The 16,113-nt window shown below is 68.1% G+C and carries 14 protein-coding genes and 1 pseudogene; 7 read left to right on the forward strand and 8 right to left on the reverse strand.

What is annotated here, in order from left to right; all coding sequences use genetic code 11:
- Positions 1-243: 243 nt before the first annotated feature.
- The gene (locus ACIRRA_RS21415; protein ID WP_402770639.1) at positions 244-750 is read left to right on the forward strand and encodes a DUF402 domain-containing protein; all 507 of its coding nucleotides are present in this window, start codon (positions 244-246) and stop codon (positions 748-750) included.
- Between the two features lie 66 nt (positions 751-816).
- Here ACIRRA_RS21415 and ACIRRA_RS21420 read toward each other — a convergent pair whose 3' ends face one another.
- On the reverse strand, positions 817-1,242 hold the full coding sequence (locus ACIRRA_RS21420; RefSeq protein ID WP_402770642.1) for a hypothetical protein: 426 nt from the start codon (positions 1,240-1,242) through the stop codon (positions 817-819).
- A gap of 213 nt (positions 1,243-1,455) precedes the next feature.
- Between ACIRRA_RS21420 and ACIRRA_RS21425 the strand changes: the two genes are divergently transcribed.
- A complete protein-coding gene (locus ACIRRA_RS21425) occupies positions 1,456-1,980 on the forward strand; it encodes a DUF402 domain-containing protein (protein WP_402770645.1) in 525 nt (174 codons plus the stop codon).
- A gap of 98 nt (positions 1,981-2,078) precedes the next feature.
- On the opposite strand, the pseudogene coaE reads toward ACIRRA_RS21425, so the two are convergent.
- Positions 2,079-3,029 (reverse strand): annotated as a pseudogene (coaE, locus tag ACIRRA_RS21430) (dephospho-CoA kinase); the annotation flags it as partial.
- Between the two features lie 268 nt (positions 3,030-3,297).
- Between coaE and ACIRRA_RS21435 the strand changes: the two are divergent.
- Complete coding sequence (locus tag ACIRRA_RS21435) at positions 3,298-3,516, forward strand: hypothetical protein (protein WP_402770647.1); 219 nt, start codon at positions 3,298-3,300, stop codon at positions 3,514-3,516.
- A 95-nt stretch (positions 3,517-3,611) separates the two neighbouring features.
- Here ACIRRA_RS21435 and ACIRRA_RS21440 read toward each other — a convergent pair whose 3' ends face one another.
- Positions 3,612-5,135 (reverse strand): phospholipase C, encoded by a 1,524-nt coding sequence (locus ACIRRA_RS21440; protein WP_402770650.1) that lies wholly within the window; start codon positions 5,133-5,135, stop codon positions 3,612-3,614.
- 233 nt (positions 5,136-5,368) lie between these two features.
- Here ACIRRA_RS21440 and ACIRRA_RS21445 point away from each other — a divergent pair, with 233 nt between their 5' ends.
- Positions 5,369-7,624 carry an MMPL family transporter gene (locus ACIRRA_RS21445; protein WP_402770653.1) on the forward strand — a complete coding sequence of 752 codons (2,256 nt, stop codon included), beginning with the start codon at positions 5,369-5,371 and terminating at the stop codon, positions 7,622-7,624.
- On the opposite strand, the gene ACIRRA_RS21450 is transcribed toward ACIRRA_RS21445, so the two are convergent.
- Positions 7,570-8,202, reverse strand: a complete 633-nt coding sequence (locus tag ACIRRA_RS21450; RefSeq protein WP_402770655.1) for a TetR/AcrR family transcriptional regulator — start codon at positions 8,200-8,202, stop codon at positions 7,570-7,572. The genes ACIRRA_RS21445 and ACIRRA_RS21450 overlap by 55 nt on opposite strands.
- Positions 8,203-8,350: 148 nt before the next feature.
- Positions 8,351-9,814, reverse strand: a complete 1,464-nt coding sequence (gene rpsA / locus ACIRRA_RS21455) for a 30S ribosomal protein S1 (protein WP_040856871.1) — start codon at positions 9,812-9,814, stop codon at positions 8,351-8,353.
- A 295-nt stretch (positions 9,815-10,109) separates the two neighbouring features.
- On the opposite strand from rpsA, the gene ACIRRA_RS21460 reads away from it, so the two are divergent.
- Together ACIRRA_RS21460 and ACIRRA_RS21465 are read left to right on the forward strand one after the other, a co-directional pair.
- Entirely contained in the window at positions 10,110-10,982 is an 873-nt protein-coding gene (locus ACIRRA_RS21460; RefSeq protein ID WP_402770659.1) for a class I SAM-dependent methyltransferase, read from the forward strand.
- A gap of 104 nt (positions 10,983-11,086) precedes the next feature.
- Positions 11,087-12,589 (forward strand): protein kinase, encoded by a 1,503-nt coding sequence (locus tag ACIRRA_RS21465; RefSeq protein WP_402770662.1) that lies wholly within the window; start codon positions 11,087-11,089, stop codon positions 12,587-12,589.
- Here the strand turns inward: ACIRRA_RS21465 and ACIRRA_RS21470 are convergent, their stop codons facing one another.
- The 3 genes from ACIRRA_RS21470 to ACIRRA_RS21480 form a co-directional block, all read right to left on the reverse strand.
- Complete coding sequence (locus ACIRRA_RS21470; RefSeq protein ID WP_357002950.1) at positions 12,590-12,748, reverse strand: hypothetical protein; 159 nt, start codon at positions 12,746-12,748, stop codon at positions 12,590-12,592.
- A complete protein-coding gene (locus tag ACIRRA_RS21475) occupies positions 12,748-13,626 on the reverse strand; it encodes an SPFH domain-containing protein (protein ID WP_402770666.1) in 879 nt (292 codons plus the stop codon). Before ACIRRA_RS21475 ends, ACIRRA_RS21470 begins: the two co-directional genes overlap by 1 nt.
- 128 nt (positions 13,627-13,754) lie before the next feature.
- Complete coding sequence (locus ACIRRA_RS21480; RefSeq protein WP_402770669.1) at positions 13,755-15,119, reverse strand: FAD-binding oxidoreductase; 1,365 nt, start codon at positions 15,117-15,119, stop codon at positions 13,755-13,757.
- Positions 15,120-15,190: 71 nt separating this feature from the next.
- On the opposite strand from ACIRRA_RS21480, the gene ACIRRA_RS21485 reads away from it, so the two are divergent.
- Entirely contained in the window at positions 15,191-16,111 is a 921-nt protein-coding gene (locus tag ACIRRA_RS21485; RefSeq protein ID WP_402770671.1) for a LysR family transcriptional regulator, read from the forward strand.
- The last annotated feature ends 2 nt before the right edge of the window (positions 16,112-16,113 follow it).

The raw sequence follows: 16,113 nt of genomic DNA on the forward strand, positions 1-16,113 counted from the left end.
GTAAACCATCGGTAAATGTCCGAATTGACCGTTAGCCCAAGGGTTTTCGCGCCGCACGCGCGTCGCGGTGTCGCGTGTATCTCAGTCCGTTCACGACGGTTTGAATCCCGGTTCCCGGGTGTACTCTGAGCTCGCTGGTCGCACGATTCGAGAAGAGGCAGGGCGATGACCGGTCTGCATACGCCACAGCGGAATTCCGCCAATGGCGCACACCCCCACGACACGATCGGCAACACTCCTCCGGTGTCTCCGCATCGCCCCAGGCTCGAATACTTCAATCTCGCGGATCTGTCGTGGACCGATTATCGCGGGTTTCTACACCCCGTGGAGCGTTTACATGCAGAACCGTTCGGTCTGTATGTCGAACGGACAGTGGACAATCCGCGTTTCCACTACATCGAGTCCTGGCTGCTGCCCGAGCTCACGCTGCGCGCCACCGTCTACCATCTGCGGCCCGGCCACGATCGCAGCCAGACCTACTATCTCGACATCGGCGAGTACGGCCCGTGCGAGGCCAAGAAGTGGCGGGCCGAGAGTCACTACCTGCACGTGGTGGCACGCCGGGGCCAGGCGCCCGAGCTGGTCGGCATCGATCAGCTGCTGAGCGCCCATGCCGCAGGACATTTCGACACCGCGCGCACCCATCTCGCCATCGAGCGGGCCACCGCCGTGGTGGACGGCATCGCCGGCTGCGGTCACGACGTCGACCGCTGGCTGGCAGGGCAGGGCATCACGCTCAGCTGGCTGTAGAAACGAACCCGCCCGGTCCGTGCGGCACGGACCGGGCGGGCTCGAACAGGTCTGTCCGTCCTCCGACTAGCCGGACAGGCTCGGCAGCAGTCCGTTGAGTCCACAGCCGAAGCTACCGAAGCTGCTGGCCGGATCCACCTGGACGGTGATCGACTTCGAGATCAGATCCTGGGTGGCGGTCAGCGTGTGCGAACCGGTGGTGCTGGGCGTCCAGTTGATGGTCACCTTGTCGCTCAGCAGCGACGGGCTGACCGGGCTACCGGTGAGCTCGGTGCCGTTGTCGCTGAAGCTCACCGAGAGCAGGTGGTCGACCTGGACGGTCGCGGTGAGGGTGTAGGAGCAGCCGACATTGTGGGAGGATCCGCCCGAGATTTGCAGATCGGACGGCCACGCGCCGGCCTGCGGCGCGGCCAGGACGATGACCCCGGCTACCGCACCGAAGGTCGTGACTCCCAGGCCGACCCGGCGAGCGCGGGCTGTATGTGCGTTCATGCAGGTATTTCCCTTGGGTTGAGGCACCCGCCCAGGCGCGGCGGGTCGAAAGCGCGCGAAAGAACAGCGCAGCCGCACAATAGCGAAACGCGACCGCTTCAGATCGGGTTTTCGGAAAATTCGGCCCGGTCGGCACCGGATTCCAGCAATCTGTCGGCGACGCGACATCCGCTCCCCTGGACGACCGCCGCCCGACACGCGATGCTGAATGGCATGACTCGGGCACCCGCGGTAGATCTGCACCGACCCAAGGTGGAGTACTTCAATATCGACGAGCTCACCAATATCGATCCCAAAGGTTTCGTGCGGCAGGTGGAGCGGTACCAGGTCGAGCCGTGGGGGATGTACATGGCCCGCACCTCCGACCATCCCGAGTTCCACTACATCGAATCCTGGCTGCTGCCAACGGTGTCCATCCGCGCCACAGTGTTCCATTTCACCCCCGCGCACCTGCGCGACCAGGACTACTACATCGACATCGGCGAATTCGCGCAGGTCGGCCCGAAGCAGTGGAAGTCCGTCGACCACTACCTGGATCTGGTGGTCCGCCAGGGCCGCGAGGTCGAGCTGCTCGATGTGGACGAACTGCTCGCCGCGCACGCCGCCGGCTACCTGACCCTGTCCGAAGCGCAGCAGGCCATCGAGTCGGCCACCTCGACCATCGATGGAATCGCCGCGCACGGCCACAGTTTCGAGGCCTGGCTGGCATCCAAGGGCATCACGCTGACCTGGATGTAGGCGCCGAGACGGAGGGGCCGTCCGCACCGAGGGGTGCAGACGGTCCCGCTACCGTCGAGGGAGCTCCGGTGGCCGGTTCAGACGCCGAGGATCAGATTGACCGGGCGGCCCGGGTCGGCGTTCGCGTGCAGGCGCTCCCCCGCCGCAAGATCCACACCCGACGCGGCGAGCAGCGCGTCCCCGGCGACGACCGGCGGGAAACCGATGTCCGCCAGGCGATCCCGCAGGCCGTCCACGGCGGCGCCGTCCGCGACCGTGATCCGGATGTCGAGGACATCGGCGGCCGGTTTGCCCGCCACCGAGGTCGGTCCGATGTGCTCGATGCTCCGCGCGTCCGCGCCGCACGCCATAGCGAGCCGCGCGATCACCCGCTGGGCCTGCGCGGGCCACTCCGGATTCGCGTCCGCCACGGGCAGTTCCGGCCGGGCGGCGGGCGTGCGGGTGCGCAGGTTGTGTTCGAAGGGAACCAGGCGCTCGTCCCACAGCCGGTGCACCTCGGCATCGATGACGCCGGTCGCGCCATTGTTGTCGAGCAGCACGTCGGCCACGGCCCGGCGCTGGGCGTCGGTGGCCTGGGCGGCGATGCGGGCGCGGGCGTCGGCCTCGTCGATGCCGCGGAACTCCACCAGGCGGCGCAGCCGGGTCTCCTCGGCGGCGTCCACGATGACCACCAGGTTCATGAAGGGCGCGAGGCCGTTCTCCACCAGCAGCGGAATGTCCTGCACCACAATCCCATCCGCGGGGGCGGCGGCAATGAGCGCGGCGGTGCGCTTGCCGACCAGCGGGTGAGTGATGCCGTTGAGGGTGGCGCGGGCCTCGTCGGAGGCGAAGGCCTTGGCGGCCAGGGCCGGTCGGTCGAGGGCGCCGTCGGCGGCGAGGATGTCCGCGCCGAAGGCCGCGACCAGGGCGGCCAGCCCCTCGGTGCCGGGTGCGACCACCTCGCGGGCGATGACGTCACTGTCCACCAGCACGGCTCCGCGCTCGGTGAGAATGCGGGCCACGGTGGATTTGCCCGCGCCCATGCCTCCGGTGAGACCGATTCGCAACATTTGTTCAGTCTCGCATCAGCGCCGGTCATCGCACCCAGCAGGGTTGCCCCCTCCGGTCTGCGGTTTCACCTGCAAGTGCAGCGCTTGGCCATTCCGTGACACCCATGAGACCGTTTCGCAACTTTTTCGGAGAATACGGACCGTTTGTCGGCAAGATTCCGACACGCCGGGGTGAATGTCGCGCAATATTCGGTGACGCACACTTTTGTTCGGCTATGGTTCGCCGCGGGCGATCTTAGGCCGGTAACACGCAAGAGAAGGAACATCAGTGGGCACCAAAAAACTCCAGACGGGTCGCCACCGTCTGGGCCTGGCGGGCACCGTGCATTGCATCGAGATCTCCGCCGTCGCAACCGCTCTCGTCGAGCACCGCCGTTCCTGGCTGAGCGCACTGCTCAACCCGGCCCGGCACAGCGTCGCGGCCCTGCGAAAACGGTCGCCCGAGACTCCCGTCGTGCGGCACTGGGTGCCCGCCACCGCCGGCTGATCCGGCGCGGCCGGCCGATTCGCCGCCCGGGTTGATCCGCTCCCCCGAAACGCACAGTGGCCCGGTCCGATTCGGACCGAGCCACCCTTTTGCTCCTACACGATTCCGCTGGGCCGGCGCCGCGTGCCGGGGTCCTGCTCCGGCATGGAGTTCGGCGGCACCGGATAGGGCGTGCCGACGGTCGCGGTGCCCAGGGCGATATTCGGCCCGCACTGCGCGACGGCGGCGTCGACCTTCCGATTCGCCGGGGCGAACGCGGGTTTCGTGGCGTCCGGGGCCGAGGCGAAGTCGAAGGCCGCGGTCATATCGCCGGTCACGCCGCGTCGCCACGCGGTCAGGTTGGGCACGTCGACCCCGAAGCGGCGCTCGATCAGGCGCAGCTGCGAGGTGTGGTCGAAGGTCTCCGAGGCCACCAGGCCGCCGCGGCTGTAGGGCGAAACCACCAGGCAGGGAACCCGATAGCCGAGGCCGATCGGACCGGTGACGCCCTCGAACTTCTTGTCCGTCGGCACGGTGATGAACTCACCGGGCGTGCCCGCGGGCGGGGTCGGCGGGGTGACGTGGTCGAAGAAGCCGCCGTTCTCGTCGTAGCTGATGATCAGCGCGGTCTTCTCCCACACCGCAGGATTCGAGGTGAGGATGTCGAGCACCTGCATGATGCCGACCGCGCCGAAGGCCGGGGGCAGTGCCGGGTGCTCGCAGTTGAGCAGCGGCGGAATCACCCACGACACGGACGGCAGCTGGTTGGCGGCGACGTCGGCGGCGAAGCCCCGCGGGTACTCCGGGGCCTTACCGCGGCGGGCCAGTTCGGAATTCGGGTCGGCCGCCTGCTTGAAGCAGCCCATCATGCCGTCCAGCAGGACCGAGGACAGCGGGCCGATATCGCGGTTGTTGTAGATCTTCCAGCTGACCCCGGCCTCGGAGAGGTTCTCCGGCATGGTCCGCCAGCTGTAGGCGTTCTGCGGGATCAGCGTCGGGGTCTCGAGCAGCGGTCCACCATCGCGACCGTCCGGGTCGATGGTCGCCGAGACCCAGTACAGGCGGTTGGGGTCGGTCGGGCCGAGCACCGAGCAGTGGTAGCTGTCGCACAGGGTGAAGGCATTGGCCAGGTCCCAGTGCACCGGGATGTCGTCCTGGGTGTAGTAACCCATTGCGGCAGGGCCGTTTCCGACGCCGACCGACGCGATGGACATGGGCATCCAGCCGTCGTTGCGGCCGTTGTTCCACGCCTTGTGCATGCCGACCCAGCCATGGTCGGGGTCGTTGATGCATTCGCCGTCGAGGGTCGCGCCGCGGGTGGTGTCGAGGCGGAAGGGGTTGATGAAGCCGTCCGCGGTCGGGCCGACGCCGGGCGCGTACCCGTACTGGTTCCAGGCCGGGGACGGGTCGCCGAAGCCGCGCACGCCGGACATGGTGCCGAAGTAGTGGTCGAAGGACCGGTTCTCCTGCATGAACAGCACGATGTGCTCGATGTCGCCGAGCCCGCCCATGCCGGCCGGATCCGCGGCGTAGGCCCGCTCGATGATCGGCCCGGCCAGCGAGGCGAGCGAGGCCGCACCGCCCGCGGCCATGGCTTTCGCCAGAAAGTCGCGCCTGTTGATTCCGGCGAACACGCCCATGCTCCGGTAGTGCCTTCCCGCTAGGAGTGAAAGGAATTGAACACGGCGAACACATCAGGTCGCCTGTCCAGTTCGCATCCAACCTTCGAATGGTGACGGCTCAGCGAACCATTCATAACTGTAGCGAGTCCAGTTGTGAATTCCTGACAGTGACTTGCACCTCATTGCCGGGTCGGCCTAAGCTGTCAGCCATACCTGAGAGTGACTTTCAGGTCTTGTCCGTGGGAGCCTGCATGACCCGTCCGGTGCTCGCCGATCCGCCCCGATTCCCGGACTCCGCACCGCGATTCGGCGTCGTCGGACGCTGGGGCGAATTCATGGCCCGGCATCCCCGAGTCGTGATCGGCGTGTGGCTGGTGCTGATCATGGCGTGCGGCGCGGCGTATCCGGCCCTGCACGCGCGACTGGGCGCACCCGACTACAGCGTGCCGGGATCCGCCTCCGCCACCACCGAAGACCGCGTCGCACAACACTTCTCGCAGCTCGGCGCGGAGCAGGACCTGATCGTGCTGCATTCGGACCGATACACCGTGGACGATCCGCGCTTCCGGGCGGCCATCGAGCGCGTGCTGGGCGCGGCCCGCGGGGTCCCTGGCGTCGCGGGCGCGGTCGGGCCGTTCGAAGGCGATGTGAGACACCAGATCTCCGCCGACCGGCACACCGCGCTCGGCATCGCGGGCATCGACGGCGGCATGTCCGAGCGGATCGACGTGGCCGCCCGGCTGCAGACCGCGCTGACCGCCGCCTCCGATGCCGAGGTGCGGGCCGGCCTGACGGGATACTCACCGGTCGAGGGTGAACTGATCCGGATGGAGACCGCCGACATCACGCGCGGCGAGGCCATCGGCCTGCCGATCGCGGCGGTCGTGCTGGTGCTGGCGCTGGGCGCGGCCGTCGCCGCCACCCTCCCCATCTCGGTCACCGCCGCCGGGATCGCGCTCGCCGTGGGCGTGCTGTTCGGGCTGGCGAGTCTGCTGAGCTTCGACTCCTTCGTGCTGTCGGTGGCGACCATGATCGGCACCGGCACCGCCATCGACTACGCGATGTTCCTGGTGAGCCGATTCAACGAGGAACTGACCCGGCGCGGGGTGCGGGACCGCAAGGCTCGCCAGGAGATTCGCGCCGCTGTCGGCGCGACCTTCGACACCACGGGCCGCACCATCCTGGCCTCCGGGCTCATCGTCATGATCTCGCTGTGCTCGCTGACGGTGGTCGGCCTGCCCATGCTCGATGGCGTAGCGCTGGGTGTGGTGACCGCGGTGACGGGCACCCTGGCCGCTGCCTTCACGCTGCTGCCCGCCCTGCTGTCGATGCTCGGCCCGGTCGTCAATCGGGGTGCGCTGCCCGCGCGGTTGCGCCCGGCCGAGACTCGGTCGACGGCGGCGTCGAGCGCCTGGGCGCGCTGGGCACACCTGGTGATGGGCAGACCCGTGGTGTTCGGCATGCTCGGAATCGCGCTGCTGGTCGTGGCGGCATTGCCGATCGCCGGTATCCGCTACGGCATCGACATGGGCCTGAATTCGCTGGGCGATCGGCCCACCGGACAGGCGACTCGCCTGGCGCAGCACGATTTCGGCCCCGGCCTGCTCTCCCCCATTCAGGTCGTCGCCTCCGGACCCGGCGACACCGCGCTGTCCGCCGACGGCCGCACCGAGGTGCTGCGCCTGGCGACCGATCTGGCCCGGGATCCCCGGGTGGCCACCGTGCTCCCCCAGCAGGCCGATGGCCGCTACCTGGCGACCATCGTCCCCAGGGATGCCTTCGACTCGACGACCGCAGGCACGCTCACCGGCGATATCCGTTCCCGCGCAGCGACTGTCGAGTCCGCGGAGGTCCTGGTGGGTGGAACGCCGGCGATGTTCACCGATGTGTCACAGCTGATCTCACGTGGCTTCCCCTGGGTCATCGCCCTGGTCCTGACCGCCTCGCTGGTCTTCCTGACGGTGACCTTCCGCTCGATCGTCCTGGCGCTCAAGGCGATTCTGCTGAATTTACTCGCCACCGGCGCGGCCCTGGGCATTACGGTCACGGTCTTCCAGCGCGGTGTCGGCCAGGCCGTGCTGGGTTTCCACAGCGCCGGCTTCCTCCAGGTCTTCCTGCCCATGCTGGTCTTCGCGGTCCTGTTCGGATTGTCCATGGACTACGAGGTTTTCCTCATCCGGCGCATGAAGGAGGCCTGGGAGCGCACCCACGACAATGCCACCGCCGTCGCCGAGGGCCTGCAGCGCACCGCCCGGCCCATCACCGCGGCGGCCGCCATCATGGTCGCGGTGTTCGCCAGTTTCCTGAGCGCGGATGTCATGGAGCTGAAGGAGATCGGCTTCGCGCTGGCCGTCGCGGTCGCCATCGACGCGGTGATCGTCCGCCTGATCCTGGTCCCGGCCTGCATGCGGCTGCTGGGCCGCTGGAACTGGTGGCTGCCGACTCCGCGCCGTCAGCGGAACATGGCCTCCAGCGCGACCACGATGGATTCGACGACTTCGCGGTAGACGTCGCGCAGCCGCGCGGCGAAACCCGTTCCGGCCCAATGGTCCAGCGCCGCCATGGAACCCCAGATGGCGATCGCCGAGGCCAGGCGCATCTGCACGTCGTTGCGGTCTCGGCCGGTACGGTCGGCGAGCAGTATCCGGAACTGGTCCTCGAGCTCTCGCATCTGCTGCGCCTGTCCGAGCTTCACCTCGGGAATGGTCCGGACGTAGCCCATGCGCAGCCGCGTCCGGTACTCGACCTCATCGGTCACGATCTCGTCGATGAGTACGGGGATGAGCGGCCGCGCGGCCGCCAAAAGGTCGAGGGGAGTACGGGTTTCGCCGCCGCCAACCGTCCGCACGATTTCCAGGAGCTTCGGATCGGTCTCGTCGTAGAGGACCAGATTCTCCTTGGTCCCGAAATACCGGTAGATCGAACTCGGTGACACACCCGCGGCACCCGCCACCCGCTCGACGGTGACCTCCCGATACCCGTGCTCGTCGAACAGCTCCAGCGCTATCCGCTGGATACGGCCCATGGCCTCGATCTTGCGGCGTTCCCAGAGCGATGGGCTCGACTCAACGGTGGATTCGGACATGTCACGTCCGAGAATACCTGCTCACAGCAACGATTCCGGCAGGACCACATCCCCCGCGTCCGAGCCCTGCTCACCCATGGAAAATCCCCCCGGGTCCGTTCAGGACCCGGGGGGATTCTGCGTTGCCTATCCCGTCAGGGAACGCGAATTACGCGTTGCCCGACAGCTTCTCGCGCAGAGCAGCCAGCTGGGCGTCGCTCGCGAGCGAGCCACCGGCCGGCTCGGAGGACGAAGCCGCAGCCTGCGAACCCGACTCCGAGGAGTAGTTCGACGGACCACCGTTGGCGGCCTCGGCGGCGGCGTCGGCGGCCATCTTCTCCATCTGAGCGGTGTGCATCTTGTGGCGACGCTCGGCCTCGGCGTACCGGGTCTCCCACTCCTCACGCTGCTTCTCGAAGCCCTCGAGCCATTCGTTGGTCTCGGAGTCGAAGCCCTCGGGGAAGATGTAGTTGCCCTGGTCGTCGTAGCTGTCGGCCATGCCGTACTTCGACGGGTCGAACTCGGCGGTGTAGTCCTCGTTGGCCTGCTTCAGCGACAGCGAGATCCGGCGACGCTCGAGGTCGATGTCGATGACCTTGACCATGGCGTCGTCGCCGACGGCCACAACCTGGTCCGGGACCTCGACGTGGCGCTCGGCCAGCTCGGAGATGTGCACCAGGCCCTCGATGCCCTCTTCGACGCGCACGAACGCACCGAACGGAACCAGCTTGGTGACCTTGCCCGGCACGATCTGGCCGATCGCGTGGGTGCGGGCGAACTGACGCCACGGGTCTTCCTGGGTCGCCTTGAGCGACAGGGAGACACGCTCGCGGTCCAGGTCGACGTCGAGAACCTCGACGGTGACCTCGTTGCCGACCTCGACAACCTCGGACGGGTGGTCGATGTGCTTCCAGGACAGCTCGGAGACGTGCACCAGACCGTCCACGCCACCCAGGTCCACGAAGGCACCGAAGTTGACGATGGAGGAGACCACACCCTTGCGGACCTGGCCCTTCTGCAGCTGGTGCAGGAACTCGCTGCGGACCTCGGACTGGGTCTGCTCGAGCCAGGCGCGACGCGACAGGACCACGTTGTTGCGGTTCTTGTCGAGCTCGATGATCTTGGCTTCGATCTCCTTGCCGACGTACGGCTGGAGATCACGCACGCGACGCATCTCGACCAGCGACGCCGGGAGGAAGCCGCGCAGACCGATGTCCAGGATCAGGCCGCCCTTGACGACCTCGATGACGGTGCCCTTGACGGCCTCGTCCTTCTCCTTGAGCTCCTCGATCGTGCCCCAGGCCCGCTCGTACTGAGCGCGCTTCTTCGACAGGATCAGGCGGCCTTCCTTGTCCTCCTTGGTGAGAACGAGGGCCTCGACCTCATCGCCCACGGAAACGACCTCGGCCGGGTCGACATCGTGCTTGATGGACAGTTCGCGAGACGGGATCACGCCTTCGGTCTTGTAACCGATGTCGAGAAGGACCTCATCGCGATCGACCTTGACGATGGTTCCTTCGACGATGTCGCCATCGTTGAAGTACTTGATGGTCTTGTCGATGGCGGCGAGGAAGTCCTCGGCAGTGCCGATGTCGTTGACGGCAACCTGCGGCGAGGTGACAGTGGTGGGCATGTGTTGGGAGGCTCCGGACGGATTGTGGTCGGTAGTGGACATGTGGACTTTCGGTATTGCTGCGAACAGCAGGCGTTGGAACTAACGTTGGTCATGCACAGCACACCGCTGCGACGCTGCACAACGCTGTCCTGCTGTAATTTCCAAAGAAAGCATGCGGACCCACAGCACGATTGTCTGCTCTACGCGGTCTCGAGAAACCGGGTACAGAAGACACTCGCGGAAAACAGCGTACGCGACGTGTGTTGTACCAAGCAAACATGGGTCCCGGCGCGCGGGTCGATAGGGTGAGCCCATGTCCGATGATCACTCCGTCACCACCGACGATGCCCGGCACGCCGAAGCCAACACCCTGCTCGGGACGGTGGGAGTGACCCGGACCAAGGTCGACTCGCCGTCCAGTCAGCGCGCCAGCCGCAAGTGGTGGGATGCCGATGCCGCGGCCTACCACGAGACCCACGCCGACTTCCTCGGCGTGGACTCCCCCGCCGGCGAATTCGTGTGGTGCCCGGAGGGATTGCACGAGGGTGACTGGCATCTGCTGGGGGATATCACCGATAAGCGGATCCTGGAGATCGGCTGCGGCTCGGCCCCCTGCTCGCGCTGGCTGGCCTCGCACGGCGCACACCCCGTCGGGCTGGACATCTCCCGCGCCATGCTCGACCGCGGTGTCGCCGCCATGGCCGCGGGCGGCCCCCGCGTCCCGCTCATCCAGGCGGGCGCCGAGGAATTGCCCTTCGCCGACGAGTCTTTCGATCTGGCCTGCTCCGCCTTCGGCGCGGTGCCCTTCGTCGCCGACTCCGCTCGGGTGATGCGGGAGGTCCACCGCGTCCTCAAACCCGGTGGCCGCTGGGTTTTCTCGGTGAACCACCCCATGCGCTGGATCTTCCCCGACGACCCGGGCCCCGAGGGCCTGCGCGCCACCATCCCCTACTTCGACCGCACCCCGTATGTCGAACTCGACTCCGACGGCGAACCCACCTACGTCGAACACCACCGCACCATCGGCGACCGCGTCCGCGAGATCGTCGCCGCCGGCCTGGTCCTCACCGACATCATCGAACCCGATTGGCCCGAGTGGCTCGACCGCGAATGGGGTCAATGGAGCCCGCTCCGCGGCGAGATCTTCCCCGGCACAGCCATTTTCGTCACCGAGAAGCCGCGCTGACGGTCGCAGCGGCAACGCGTCCGGCACACCGCCCCGCCGTCGGCGGGCACGAGCAGCGCCACCGGCCGGAAGCACGCCCGCCGGCGGTGCGCCGTACCCTCGTCGTGAGTAGGGGGTACGGCGTGGAGGAGAGCTCGTTCGGTCGCTACCGGCTGCTCGAATTGCTCGGCGCAGGCGGGATGGGGCAGGTGTTCCGGGCCTACGACACCGGGACGAACCGGGTCGTGGCGCTCAAGGTGCTGCCGCCGGGACTGGCGCACGATCCGGTGTACCGGGCGCGGTTCCGCAGGGAGGCGCAGGCGACGGCGCGGCTGAACGAGCCGCATGTCATTCCCATTCACGACTACGGCGAGATCGACGGGCGGCTGTTCCTGGACATGCGGCTGGTGGAGGGAGTGGATCTGGGCTCCCGGCTCGCGGCCGAAGGGGCGTTGTCACCGGAGCTGGCGGTGTCCTGCACGACGCAGATCGCGGCCGCGCTGGATGCGGCGCATCGGGCCGGGCTGGTACATCGGGATGTGAAGCCGTCCAACATCCTCACCACCGCGGACGATTTCGCCTACCTCATCGACTTCGGTATCGCTCGCGGCGGCGATGACACGGGGCTGACCAGCGCCGGCGCAGCGGTCGGGACCTTCGCCTACATGGCGCCCGAGCGGCTCGAGCACGCCGGCTGCGACGCCAGGGCCGATGTGTATTCGCTGGCCTGTGTGCTCTACGAATGCCTGACCGGTTCGAAACCGTTTCCCGGTGGCAGCGTCGAACGCCAGATCGCCGCGCATCTCGCGGCACCGCCGCCGCGTCCGTCGGTCGCGCACGGCCGGATTCCGGTGGCGTTCGACGAGGTGATCGCGAGCGGGATGGCCAAGGATCCGCGTGAGCGGTATCCGTCGGCCGGTGTGCTGGCCACCGCCGCGCAGGCGGCCCTGCACGGCACCGACCTCCCGACCGTCCCGGCGATTCCGATGGCGGCGGGACGCGCTGCCGCGCAGTTCGATTCGCAGTCCACCCGGCAGGTCACCGAGCCCTCCGGCCCCGCAGCGCAACCGGTGGAGTTCCGCCCGCCCGCGCCCGATCCGGCCCGGCGGTCGCTGAGCGCGCTCATCTGGGCGGCCTCGATCGCGGTGGCGGCACTGGTCGCGGTGACGCTGGCGACCACTCAGCTGTACCACCGCGGGAACGATGCGGCGACCCCGCCGTCGGCGGGCGCGAGCAGCGTCACGTCGGGCACCGCCCACGATTCCGTGACACCGACGAGCTCGCCGCTCAACCCGTCCTCGATCCCGGCCCCGATATCGGCGAACACGATGTCGGACTACATCAGGCAGTACTACTCGATGCTGCCGGGCAATACGATGGCGGCCTGGACCTGGCTGACCACGCGGTACCAGGGTGAGATCGGCGGCTACGACGCGTACCGAAGCTTCTGGGGCACAGTCGATTCCGTCACGGTGCGGGATGTCTCCGCGGATCCGGCGCAGCTGACGGTGACCTATCGCCTCACCCTGCGCTACACCGACGGCCGGAGCGGGACCGAGCTGCGGCGGGCGCAGCTGGTCCCGCTCGGCGGGGGCTATCTGATCGACAGTTCGAACGTGGTGTCGTGACTATTTCGGGTCGCGCCCAACCTGTTTCAGGGCGAGGCGTAGCGCGAATTCGATTTGGGCGTTGATGCTGCGGAGGTCGTCGGCGGCCCACTTGGCGATGGCTTCGTGGACCGCCGGATCGAGCCGGAGCAGCACCTTTTTCGGCTCGCGCTTGACCATCAGGAGTAGAGGGTTCCAGCGTTGACGACGGGCGAGGCGGAGCGGTCGCCGCACAGGACCACCAGCAGGTTGGACACCATTGCCGCCTTGCGCTCCTCATCGAGTTCGACCACGCCCTGGTCGGCCAGTCGGTCCAGGGCCATGCCGACCATACCGACCGCGCCCTCGACGATGCGGCTGCGGGCGGCGACCACCTGGGCGGCCTGCTGGCGGACCAGCATGGCCTGGGCGATCTCCGGCGCGTAGGCCAGGTGGGTGATGCGGGCCTCGATGATCTCGATGCCGGCCAGTTCGGTGCGGGCGCGCAGTTCGGCGGTGAGCTCGCCGGCCACTTCGGACCCGTCCCGCAGGCTGGCGGTGTTCGCGTCGTCGGACTGATACGGGTGGGTGGTGGCCAGGTGCCGGACCGCGGTCTCGGACTGGGTGCGGACGAAGTCCTCGTAGTCGTCGACGGCGAAGGCGGCCTTGTAGCTGTCCACCACCTGGTACACGACCACTGCCGCGATCTCGACCGGGTTCCCGTCCAGATCGTTGACCTTCAGCTTCTGGGTCTCGAAGTTCCGGACCCGCAGCGAGATGCCGCGACGGCTGGACAGCGGGGTGACCCAGTGGAAACCGGATTCGCCGACCGAGCCGATGTACTGGCCGAAGAACTGGATCACCTTGGCCTGGTTGGGATTCACCACCACGAACCCGCTCGCTGTCAGCACCGCGGCCAGGAGCGTCACCGCCAGCGCCACACCCAGGATGGTCGACGAACCGCCACCACCGCCCCTGGTGTTCAGCGTGTGTGCCTCGACGGCGACCGCGATGATCAGCAGTATCAGCACCCCCAGCATGAGGAATCCGTTCAGCCGGAAGGCTCGACGCAACTCCATGACATTCTCCTAGTATCGAAGTGATATCACAACGATAGCGCGCAAGCGGGCCCGGGCCAAGCCCGGAAACGCGGCCGGCCCCGCCACGGACAGGTGTGGCGGGGCGAGCGCGCGTGGATCGGACGCGGTCAGTGCGGACGAATATTGCGGTTGTTGCGGAACAGGTTCGCCGGGTCGTACTTCGCTTTCAGACCCGCCAGCCGGTCGTAGGTGGCGGGGCTGTATCCCGCCCGGGTCTGCTCCTCACCGGCCTGATCGCCGCCGCCGTAGAGGAAGTTCAGGTTCTGGCCGAGAGTCCAGGGCTGCAGGGTCTTCAGCACGAGCGACAGCCGGTCGCCGATCTGTCCCGCGTTGTCCGGGTTCGGCATGGTCAGGACGCGGGCGATGTACTCGGCGTCACGGTGGTCCATGGCGATGCCGTTCGGCCCTGGGCGGCCCAGCGCGCCGCCCAGGTGGCGCAGCCCGGCGATCACCGGTACCGGCGAGTCGGGGCCGGTGGCCTCCAGGAACGCGTCCGTGGCATCGGCGGGCAGGTCGGACAGCAGCGCGTTGGTGGCGAGGTAGGGGTGTGGGTGTTCCGGATCCCGGTAGATGGCATGGCTTTCCGTGTACGGCATGACCCGCAGGTCGTCGGCCATCCGCGCGCCGACCGCGCGCAGCGGGGCGACCAGGCGCTCGCCCTCCTCGGCGGAACCGGTGAACGCGATATTGATGGTCGCGACGTACCGGCCGCGCAGGTGCGGCGGGAATGCCGGAATGTCGGGGAAGGCCATCATGGTGATGGCCGAGGTCATCTGCTCGGGCACGTCCCGGGTCCACAGTCGCCACGCCTCCAGCGCCGGCGCGACCAGCGGGGTGTCGAATTGCAGCTGACCGCCGTACACCGTGGTGATCGGCAGCAGCGCCAGCTCCAGTGCGGTGACCACCCCGAAGTTGCCGCCGGTGCCGAGCACCGCGCCGAACAGCTCGTCGCCGGGCTCCAGCCGACGCAGCCGGCCGTCGGCGGTGACGATCTCGATGCCGCGCACATGCTCTGCGGCATAACCGAATTCGCGGGCCAGGATACCGATGCCGCCACCGAGGGTGTAACCGACCACGCCAACCGAGAGCGAGGAGCCGTTCAGCGGCGCGAGGCCGTGCGCGGCGGCCGCCTCGATCAGGGCTCCGGCCTGGACGCCCGCCGCCACCAGGGCGGTCCGGGCGTCGGCGTCGATGCGGATGTCGGTCATGCGGCGGGTGGTGATGAGCACGCCGCCGTCGGTGGCGACCGACAGGCCGTGGCCGGTGTTCTGCACGGCGACCGGAAGGCCGTGGCGCGCCGCGTATTCCACGGCGGCGCGGACGTCCTCGGCGTGGGCCGCGCCGACGACCACGGCGGGGCGGTGGGTGTAAGCGGTCTGGAATCCGGCGATCTCGACGTCGTAGCCGGTGTCGCCGGGCTGGAACACGGGGCCGGTGGTGGCGGGCAGTTCGGTGATCGCTGTCTTCGTCATGTCACCAACTCTGCTCGGCTCCGATCAAGAACTCCAACAGATAGTTTTTCTCGTAGCTATAATCAATAGTTATGGAGCTCCGGCAGCTGCGGTACTTCGTGACGGTCGCCGAGGAGGCCAACTTCACCCGGGCGGCGGCCCGCCTGCACCTGGCGCAGCCAGGGCTCAGCGCGCAGATCCGGCAGCTGGAACGCGAACTGGGACAACCGCTTCTGGACCGTTCCAGCCGCTCGGTCACGCTCACCCCGGTCGGCGAGGCGGTGCTGCCACTGGCCCGGGCGGCCCTGGATCAGGTCGAGCGCATCACCCACACGGTGGACGAATTCACCGGTCTCCTGCGGGGCCACGTCCGGGTCGGCCTGATCTCCGGCGCGGCGGGCGAGGAGATCGACATCGCCGCGGTGCTCGCCGACTTCCACCGCGATCATCCGCAGATCGGCATCTCCCTGACCGAGGACGCCTCCGACGCGATGTACGGCGCGGTCCGCCGCGGCGACCTGGATATCGGCCTGCTCAGCATTTCCGCCGATCTGGACCCGGGCATCAGCGTCGAGAACATCTACGACAGCTCGATTGTCGCGGCCGTGCCGTCGGCCGCCGCCGACTTCGGCGAGCGGATCACGCTGTCCGAGTTGTGCGAACATCCGCTGATCTGTCTGCCGTCCGGGACCGGCCTGCGGGGACTGCTCGAAACAGCGTGTGCCGCAGCGGGTCTCGTGCCGAACGTGGCATTCGAGGCGGCCGCTCCCCCGCTGCTGATCCGGCTGGCCGCGCACGAGCTGGGTGTCGCGGTCGTGCCCCGGATTCCCCCGGCCGACGCGGCCCGGCTCGGGGTGCGGACCCTCGAGATCGATCCCCCGATGCGCGGCCGGCTGGTGCTGGCCTGGAATGCCGAGCGGCCCATGAGCCCCGCCGCGAAAGTCCTGCTCGGTCAGCTTCGTATCGCGCTGGGGCGCTGGAAGGATCCGGCGCCGATGTTCGTCGAGCCCTAGCT

This window comes from Nocardia sp. NPDC101769, assembly GCF_044766925.1.
GTDB lineage: Bacteria > Actinomycetota > Actinomycetes > Mycobacteriales > Mycobacteriaceae > Nocardia.